The sequence below is a fragment of the Synechococcus sp. R55.7 genome (assembly GCF_047461955.1).
In the GTDB taxonomy this organism is placed as follows: domain Bacteria; phylum Cyanobacteriota; class Cyanobacteriia; order Thermostichales; family Thermostichaceae; genus Thermostichus.
This window is the reverse complement of sequence record NZ_JANSIC010000402.1, coordinates 1-942: the sequence shown is the minus strand read 5'-3', so window position 1 is coordinate 942 and position 942 is coordinate 1. Positions and strand designations below refer to the sequence as shown.

Annotated in this window: 1 protein-coding gene and 1 tRNA gene; both read left to right on the top strand. The window is 58.9% G+C overall.

Annotated elements, in window-relative coordinates:
- Nucleotides 1-522, top strand: a 522-nt coding sequence (locus NW820_RS12775) for a hypothetical protein (RefSeq protein WP_414407689.1), incomplete at its 5' end; no start/stop codon positions are given.
- 155 nt (nt 523-677) lie between these two features.
- Nucleotides 678-768: transfer RNA gene (locus NW820_RS12770), tRNA-Ser, on the top strand.
- The last annotated feature ends 174 nt before the right edge of the window (nt 769-942 follow it).

Below are 942 nucleotides of genomic sequence, written 5' to 3'. Positions count from 1 at the left end.
CTGGGGTTGGCACAACTGGATTTGGCGCAAATTCCGCGGCAGATCACCTGCGATGGCAGTGACTTGGATTGGAGCCAGGCCCTGGCCATCGAAGGGATCCAACCTGAAGAAGAAGCTTTACAGGCTTGGATGGCTTTCCGTGACCTGCGGGTGAACCAAGAGGCGGGCAACATTTTACGCTGGCAAGGGCGTCCGTTGCGGGCCAGCCGTATCCGCTTTTTCCCCAGGAATGTGGCTTGGCGCTATGGCTTCTCGTTTTCCACCAGCATCCGCTCGCCCCTTGGCAAAGGGATCCCGACCCCTGAGGAGTGGCGCTACCCGGGCCTCTGCCGCTACGGGATTGTGCTGTTTCAACCCAACGCCCAACTGGTGGCCCATCAGGTTTTCGAGTCCTCGCCAGAGCAGCCCCAAGAGGTGGATCTGGATCCCAACCTGGATATTGCCTTCAACATCAATGACGCCAAGGGCAGCTACGGCGACAATAGCGGCAGCTTCGATATTTACCTGCAGGTGGTGAGCTAGACTCACCCAACCCCAGGAGGGATCCCGGCTGATCGCGATAGCGGGACGGAGTCTTTGCAGGGCGGGTCAGGGGGCAGTTGCCGGGTGGGATCCCATCCCCTACAATGAGTGAACTGGTGGCTGGATCCCAGCTTGCCATTGCCCTTCCTGGCCCTGGAGAGGTGGCTGAGTGGTCGAAAGCGGCTTCCTGCTAAGAAGTTACGGGGCCCAAAAGCTCCGTCGAGGGTTCGAATCCCTCCCTCTCCGTCCATATTTGCTGACCAAGGTTGTTGACGTCCTCTGCGCGCCGTTAGCTTACTTCCCCATAGCGGTAGGGCGGGGCTTTTCTCAGTAGCTCGGGCGTCTCAGACTAACCTGAAACGACCATAGAGGCCAACTCCGCTACCAGTCATGGGTCGTGGAAGCAGGAAGAAATCAGAG